This is a genomic window from Flavobacterium sp. (genome assembly GCF_043780635.1).
GTDB lineage: Bacteria > Bacteroidota > Bacteroidia > Flavobacteriales > Flavobacteriaceae > Flavobacterium.
The window spans coordinates 1-7,259 of the sequence record NZ_JAYWCK010000050.1; the positions used below are offsets into that span (position 1 = coordinate 1).

At 32.1% G+C, this 7,259-nt stretch carries 8 protein-coding genes; 2 read left to right on the top strand and 6 right to left on the bottom strand.

The features are described from left to right. On the bottom strand, positions 1–372 hold a 372-nt coding region (locus ACH2BV_RS04965), incomplete at its 3' end, for a phosphoenolpyruvate carboxylase (protein ID WP_395049618.1). Positions 373–634: 262 nt separating this feature from the next. Here ACH2BV_RS04965 and ACH2BV_RS04970 point away from each other — a divergent pair. Together ACH2BV_RS04970 and ACH2BV_RS04975 are read left to right on the top strand one after the other, a co-directional pair. Then, positions 635–1,987, top strand: a complete 1,353-nt coding sequence (locus ACH2BV_RS04970) for a threonine/serine exporter ThrE family protein (RefSeq protein ID WP_395049619.1) — start codon at positions 635–637, stop codon at positions 1,985–1,987. A gap of 53 nt (positions 1,988–2,040) precedes the next feature. Next, positions 2,041–3,732, top strand: coding sequence for a putative transporter (locus ACH2BV_RS04975; protein WP_395049620.1), 1,692 nt, complete (start codon positions 2,041–2,043; stop codon positions 3,730–3,732). A gap of 88 nt (positions 3,733–3,820) precedes the next feature. On the opposite strand, the gene ACH2BV_RS04980 is transcribed toward ACH2BV_RS04975, so the two are convergent. The 5 genes from ACH2BV_RS04980 to ACH2BV_RS05000 form a co-directional block, all read right to left on the bottom strand. Then, positions 3,821–4,333 (bottom strand): hypothetical protein, encoded by a 513-nt coding sequence (locus ACH2BV_RS04980; RefSeq protein WP_395049621.1) that lies wholly within the window; start codon positions 4,331–4,333, stop codon positions 3,821–3,823. Between the two features lie 68 nt (positions 4,334–4,401). Then, positions 4,402–5,520 (bottom strand): VIT1/CCC1 transporter family protein, encoded by a 1,119-nt coding sequence (locus ACH2BV_RS04985; protein ID WP_395049622.1) that lies wholly within the window; start codon positions 5,518–5,520, stop codon positions 4,402–4,404. A gap of 63 nt (positions 5,521–5,583) precedes the next feature. Next, positions 5,584–5,841, bottom strand: coding sequence for an ATP-binding protein (locus ACH2BV_RS04990; RefSeq protein WP_395049625.1), 258 nt, complete (start codon positions 5,839–5,841; stop codon positions 5,584–5,586). Positions 5,842–6,052: 211 nt separating this feature from the next. After that, entirely contained in the window at positions 6,053–7,009 is a 957-nt protein-coding gene (locus tag ACH2BV_RS04995; RefSeq protein WP_395049623.1) for a YeiH family protein, read from the bottom strand. Positions 7,010–7,060: 51 nt separating this feature from the next. Continuing rightward, positions 7,061–7,259 (bottom strand): hypothetical protein (locus ACH2BV_RS05000; RefSeq protein WP_395049624.1); only part of this gene is annotated, 199 nt, incomplete at its 5' end.

The window sequence follows — 7,259 nt, forward strand, 5'->3', positions numbered from 1 at the left end:
ATTTAATGTTGACAATACGTTCAACATTTCTTCTTCACTAACACCTTGTTCTTTCCAGATTTTGAAAGTTTCCCCCCAAGAACCACGAATGGCAGATATATCTATTTCGTTTTCTAAATTTCTGCGAAATTGTGTTGCGGCATTTTCTTCTACTAAGTTTGTTAATTGAAAATAAATACTCAAGGCTTGAATCAATTTTTCATCTGAAACTTCTTTACTCTTTTGCTCCACTTTTTCATAACTGGACTGTTGTAAAAGATTAGCTATGTCATTCTCATATAAATCAATGAGCATTTCTTTGTAACAAGACATTACAAAATTTAGATCGTCCTTGGTTTTTTGGATTCCTTTAGCTTCGATTATTTCTTTCATTGAAAATAAATATATAATTATTATTTTCCAAAATTAAGGAATTCAATTATAAATAACCTGATAATTATCATTTAAAAAATAAATCAACGCAAACGTTTTCTTTATTTTCAAGGGTTAACGGAGGATTATTTATGATAATTATCATATTAAACAGATAATAAATCACTAATTTTGACATTGAAAGATATCTCTACATTTAGTATTATTTTTGAATGGCTGAAGATATTGTTTTTTCATTATAATGCTAGATAAACCCTACAAGATGATTGAAGAAAGAAGAGCGCAAACAGTGCTGAATTTACTTACTGAAATTGGCGAAATGATGATTATTAGTGGTGCTCATACTGCAAGAATTATTCGTAATTTAGAAAGAATTGCTAAAGGTTTAGGGTATCATTGCGAGTTGGTTTTGACATATACCGGGATTGTAATATCTGTTTACAAACAAAATAAATTTAAAGCACATACACTCGCCAAAACAGTAAAGTCAAAAGGACTAAACTTTGAAACTATCTCAGAAATCAGTATTTTATCTTGGGATGTTTTAGAAAACAATATTCCAATCTACGAAATCAAATCTACTTTAGAACAAATAAAAGCAAAGAAAGTTTATTCGAATCTTCAACTATATGCTTTTGCACCTTTTGCAAGCGTAGCCCTTTGTATGTTATTTGATGGAGATTGGCTGCAATCCTTAATCGTTTACTTTTCTACTTTATTTGGTTACTATGCCAGAAGATCTTTGATGCTTAAACATCACAACCACATTTTTGCTTTTTTTATTGGCGCTACCATTTCTACTTTATTTATACATTTAATAGGTGTAGTTTTTAATATTCAGATAAAGGAAGCTTTGGTTGTATCCGTATTATATCTTATTCCTGGAGCTGTAATGATTAATGCTTTTATAGATTATTTAGAAGGTTATTTTGAATCTGGTACTGCTCGTTTTATTTATAGTTTTATGCTCGTTTTAATGATTGCTTTTGGTTTCTTTAGCTCGACAATGATATTTGATATGCAATTTATTAAAGAGTTTAATTTATTTGATTTTTCAAATTTACAGACACAGGTAAAAGTTGCTTTCGAACCTCAAGGATTGGGGATTGAAACTTCTAAACTAATTTTTGGAGGAATAACTTCTTTAGGATTTGCGCTTATGTTCAACACTCCAAAAAGAGCCTTATGGACGGTTTTTCTGTTGGGTTCCGTTGGTTATCTTATTAAATATCTATTATTTCAGGAATTAGAAATGAATCTTATATTATCCATTTTTATAGCTTCCAGTTTTGTAGGTATTTCAGGAATGTATTTTGCTCACAGAACGCATACTCCACCTATCATTTTTATGATTCCGGCTGTAATCAATATGATTCCCGGCTTGATTAGTTATGAGTTTATGATGGGAATGATTGATTGGATTAGTGGCAATAAAGGTCAGAAACCATCTGTTGAAGAAGTAATTCAAACTTTTTCATATGGAATCACTACTGTTTTCATTCTTTTTGCACTCGCTTTTGGAGTTGCATTTCCGATTATTGTCTTCAAATCCTATACTGTAAAAGGAAAAGATTTGAATGTATTGATTAAAAAGTTATTTAAAAGAAATGCCTAAAATGTGAATTTTTTTATTTTTATTTATACTCTTAACTATTAAATTTTAATAAAATGTTTGAATGGTTTAACACATTGTTTTCTCCGGTTGAAAACCCGGATATCACACAGTCATTAATTGTATTATTAATTGCCATAAGCGTTGGTTTCTTTGTTGGAAGAATTCGAATAGGTAGTGTTTCTCTAGGTGTTGCTGCGGTAATGTTTGTGGGGCTGTTTTTAGGACATTTTGGATACCGAATGGATGAGAGTATTCTAGTTTTTGTTCGGGATTTTGGTTTAATACTATTTGTATATGGAATTGGGATTCAAGTTGGACCCTCTTTCTTTTCCTCTTTCAAAAAAGACGGATTATTATTTAATCTTCTAGCCGTTGGAACAGTACTTCTAGGTGGATTGATTACTTATTTCATCCATATAATTACCAAAATGGATATTGAAAATGCAGTGGGATTAATGTCTGGTTCCGTTACTAATACTCCAGGATTAGGAGCTGCAAAATCTACATTGCAAGAAATTCAAAATAAATTTCCTTCAAAAGTATTTAGCGATCCAACAATCGCCTACGCCATCACCTATCCGTTAGGCGTATTTGGGATTATAACAGCTATTATTTTGTCTAAAATAGCATTGAAAATCAATTTTGCCAAAGAAAAATTTACTTGTAACGCATCCACAGATGGTAGTGAAATCATTATTCATGAAAAATGTAGATTTACTAATGAGCAATTTTTTGGTAAAAGTATTTATGAAATTCTTAAAGAATTGGATGTACATGACATCATTATTTCACGTTTAAAAAATAGTGGATCACAAGTGGTTTATTCGTCTTCCTTAGATACAAAAATTAACAAAAGAGACGTGATTATGGTGGTTGGGGCTCCTAAAAATGTGGAGCAATTTATAAAACAAGTTGGTAAAGTCTCAACCGATTTGTTTATAGAATCTGAGCATGATGTAATTACAAAAAACATATTTGTGACTGAAAAGGCTGCCACTCATAAAACATTGGCCGAATTGGATTTATACAACAAGTTTAATCTTAAAGTTACCCGGGTTTTTCGATCCGGAATGGAATTATTGGCACAACCAACCCTGACATTGAATTATGGTGATAAATTAAGACTTGTAGGTAATAAAGATGCTATTTTAGAAGTTGAAAAATTCATTGGTAATTCTGAAAAAAGATTGTTAGAACCTGATTTTCTTTCTCTATTTGGAGGATTGATTATTGGTATTATCGTAGGATCTATACCTATTTTTATTCCATCATTGCCCGTGCCATTAAAACTGGGATTCGCTGCTGGACCACTTTTAACCGCATTATTTATCAGTAGATATGGTGGCATAGGTATTATTCATTCTTATATCAACAATGGCGCGGTTCATTTTATGAAAGACTTGGGGATTTGTTTGTTTTTTGCAGCTGTAGGAATTCACGCTGGTGAAGCATTTTATGATAATTTCATCAAGTTCAATGGTTGGCTTTGGATTTATTATGGCTGCTTTATCACTTTTATACCTTTAACTTTACTCGTTTTAATTGGAAGATTAGTATTTAAGCTTAATTTTTTCCAACTAGTAGGCATTATGAGTGGTTCTTATACTGATCCAGCCGCTTTGGCTTTCAGTACAAAATACCTTGATTCAGACATTCCAATACAATCTTATGCAACTGTTTATCCAATGGTAACCATCTTTAGAATATTTATTGCACAACTGCTTATATTGCTATTCACGAGTTAGCGATGAAGTAATTTTATTTAAAAAAAAGAGAGGATGATTAAAATACCATCCTCTTTTTTTGTTAAAAATGTTAAAAAATAAAATGCAATTAATCTTTATCTTCGCTTTCTTCTTGTTTTCCTCCAAATGCATTTTGTTCTGTCTCTGCAGCTTGAACTGCATTAGGTCTGATTTCTGTGTGACGAACTTCTCCACCGGTAGTTCCTGTTTGTTGTGCAAGAAATACTGCAACAGCTCCTATAGTAACTGCCAAATAAGAAACTAAGTTGGCTTTTGCTTTATTTTTTAAATTAGTATAAATACCTACAAGAGAAATTACTGCTAAAAAATATAAAATAATTGCTAGTTTTTCGGCCATTTCTTCATGTTCGTGGATTATTTGTTTGCCCACAGAAGGCATATTTTCTACCATTTCTTCAGCTCCTTCTCCTGTTCCCATACTGAAAGCAGCAAAAATGGCAGCCACAATAAATAAAACATAAGCAGTATTTTTTACCGAATCGTTTTTTAATATAATTCCTGTAATTAGAATACCTAATCCAAGAATTGCCCCAATAATTGGAAAATGGTTTACCACCAAGTGTAAATGTGCGTCGTTCATAATTATATTGTTTAAAGTTTTTTTTGTTTAAAGTTGCTAAACCAATACTAATCGATTAGTTGCTGATATTATCCTGCCAAAGAAACACCTATTAATGTACCTATTCCATAAGTCACCGCTGCTGCGGCTAATCCAAAAGCAACTTGTCTCATTCCGGAGAACATAATGCTTTTACCAGTCAATAAAGTTATGGCTGCACCAATACCAAAAAGGCCAACAACACTGCTCCCAATACTCAATAAAATGGCATTTTTACCATCTAAAATCATAAAAGGATATAACGGAATAATTGCTCCAATAGCAAAAAGAATAAAAGAAGCAATCGCAGCTTCCCAGGCAGAACCACCCAATTCTTCCTTGTCAATTCCTAATTCTTCGGTAATGATTGCATCTATTGCAGTTTGAGGATTCTCGAAAGCTTTATCTGCAAGTTTTTGAGCCTCTACTGCATTCATTCCTTTGGCTTGATAAAGTAATACCAATTCCTTTTTTTCCTCTTCTGGTGAAGCTTCAAGTTCTTCCGTTTCTAAATCAATTTGGCGTTGATTTAATTCTCTGGAACTTTGTACCGATAGCCATTCGCCCAATGCCATTGAAATAGCACCAGCCATAAGACCAGCAATTCCTGTCAATAAAATAGTGTTATTAGATACTGCCGCTCCGGCAACTCCCATTACTAAGCTCATATTAGAAACTAATCCGTCATTTGAACCCAAAACGGCTGCACGCAAAGCATTTCCTCCAACGGATTTGTGACGACTTTCAAATTTTGACAATAATCCGCCTGAAACATTCAGAGCAGCATTATTGTTTACAGCCTCAATAATATTAAGGTGATTGTGTTCGAAACCATTGGGCTTCTCCCCTTTTTCGATTTTGTTTTTTATGGAATTTACAGCAAATTGCTTTTCAATATTTGACAAACTACTAATGATGGAATTGTATCCAAAAAGTTTTCCTAGTTTCAATTGAAATTTAGCTCTTGTAGATGGCGGAGGCATTTCGTGATTAGGTTCAAATTCCCTGACTTTATCAAGCATATGTTTAGCGTGGCCTTTTTCGATTTGGGCTAAACTTTGCAAAACACGGCTTAGATTTTCATCAGATTGAATGGTTGCTATGCTATAATACAAAAATGCAGTATCGACCTCGGTTTGTAGTTGCCCTTTTAATTTGTTTAAATCCATAAACTTTTTTTTTAACAAAGTTAAGATTTAATTTCTTTTTGGGACTTAAAAGTTGCTTAAGAGTTATTTACTTAAAATTAAATTTACTGTAGTTCCAATGTTTTCCTGACTTGTAATCTTTGTTTCGATAGAAAGTATTTCACATAATTTTTTTACAATCGATAAACCAAGTCCTGTTCCTTTAATTTCAGAATATTCAATAGATTTTGAACGATAAAACTGGTCAAATATTTTTTGTAAATCTTCTGATGAAATCCCAATGCCAAAATCAGAAATGGAACATTCAATTATACCATTATTTTCAATAATTGAAATTGAAATTTGACCTTTTTAGTTAGAATATTTCAGTCATTAGAAATTAAATTATTGATGATTATTGATGATTATTGATGATTATTGACAATAAATAACTATCACTTTTTACATAAAAATCTTTGGATAAATTATTCTTAATTTGAATAATTTTTGCTTGTTAAGAAACAACTATATCAAGAATAACCCTACCTGATTTTAACATTATAATTTTTAACAATTAATTAAAATAAATAATGGCTGTTAGAGACACAATTGCAATAAACATCCAAAGCAAAACTCCCTGAAACAAAGGCTTGAGCCCAACTGAGCGTAAAGTATTGAAGTTAAGTCCGGAACCAATTAAAAATAAAGTAATTGTAAGTCCTACTTTGGCAATAAATACAATGTTTGAAGAAAAAATGGAGACTTGTGGAATATAAGTATTCAAAAGCATAGCTAAAACAAATAATCCAATAAAATAAGGAATTTTGATTTTACTCGATTTGGTTTTAAATACAAAGGTGGTTATCAAAGCTACTGGTATAATCCATAAAGCTCTTGCTAATTTTACAGTAGTGGCGATCTGCAAGGCTTCGGGCCCATATTTATTAGCGGCGCCAACTACCGAACTAGTATCGTGTATAGCGATAGCACACCATAAACCAAACTCTTGTTGAGTTAAGTTTAGCCAGTGACCAATTGCTGGAAATAAAAATAATGCTATTGAGTTTAATATAAAAATTACACCTAAAGCCACCGAAGTTTGCTTTTCGTCAGATTTGATTATAGGTGCAATAGCAGCAATGGCACTACCCCCACAGATTGCAGTACCACAGGCAATAAGGTGAGAAGTTTTCCTTTCTATTGCCAACCACTTGCCCAGTAAAAATCCCAAAACTATAGTCATCACAATGGAAGCAATTGTGAAGAAAAAACTGTTCGAACCAATAGCCAAAGCATTGTTGACATTCATTCCAAAACCTAAACCAACCACCGATATTTGAAGTAAATAACGAATTGCAATATGATTAAACGGCAAAAAAGGATGTCCTGAAAGATTAGCAACTACTAATCCCAATAACAAAGCTATAGGTGGCGAAATATAATTGAATGTGCAAACAAGTAATAACAACAGAAATACAATTTTTTGCAAAGTGCTATTTTTTTGAAAAATAGGGAAAGAGGTATTACTCATTATTTCATTTTAATTATTCAAGTAAACGGTTTTTTGTTTCAAACGAAGGCTTTACAACATTCCATTATATTTCCTGATAAACCATTCCGCTGAAAGTGAAATTGCGATTAAAACCAGCAACCAAATCCAATCTATCAAAGGCGTTTTCGTTACCACAGTTTTCTGAACGGCTTTATAATTTTCGCTTTCCAAAAGAGTTTTGATTAAAGCATCAACTTGATTAGGATAATGAACTTTCGCTTGTGTTTGC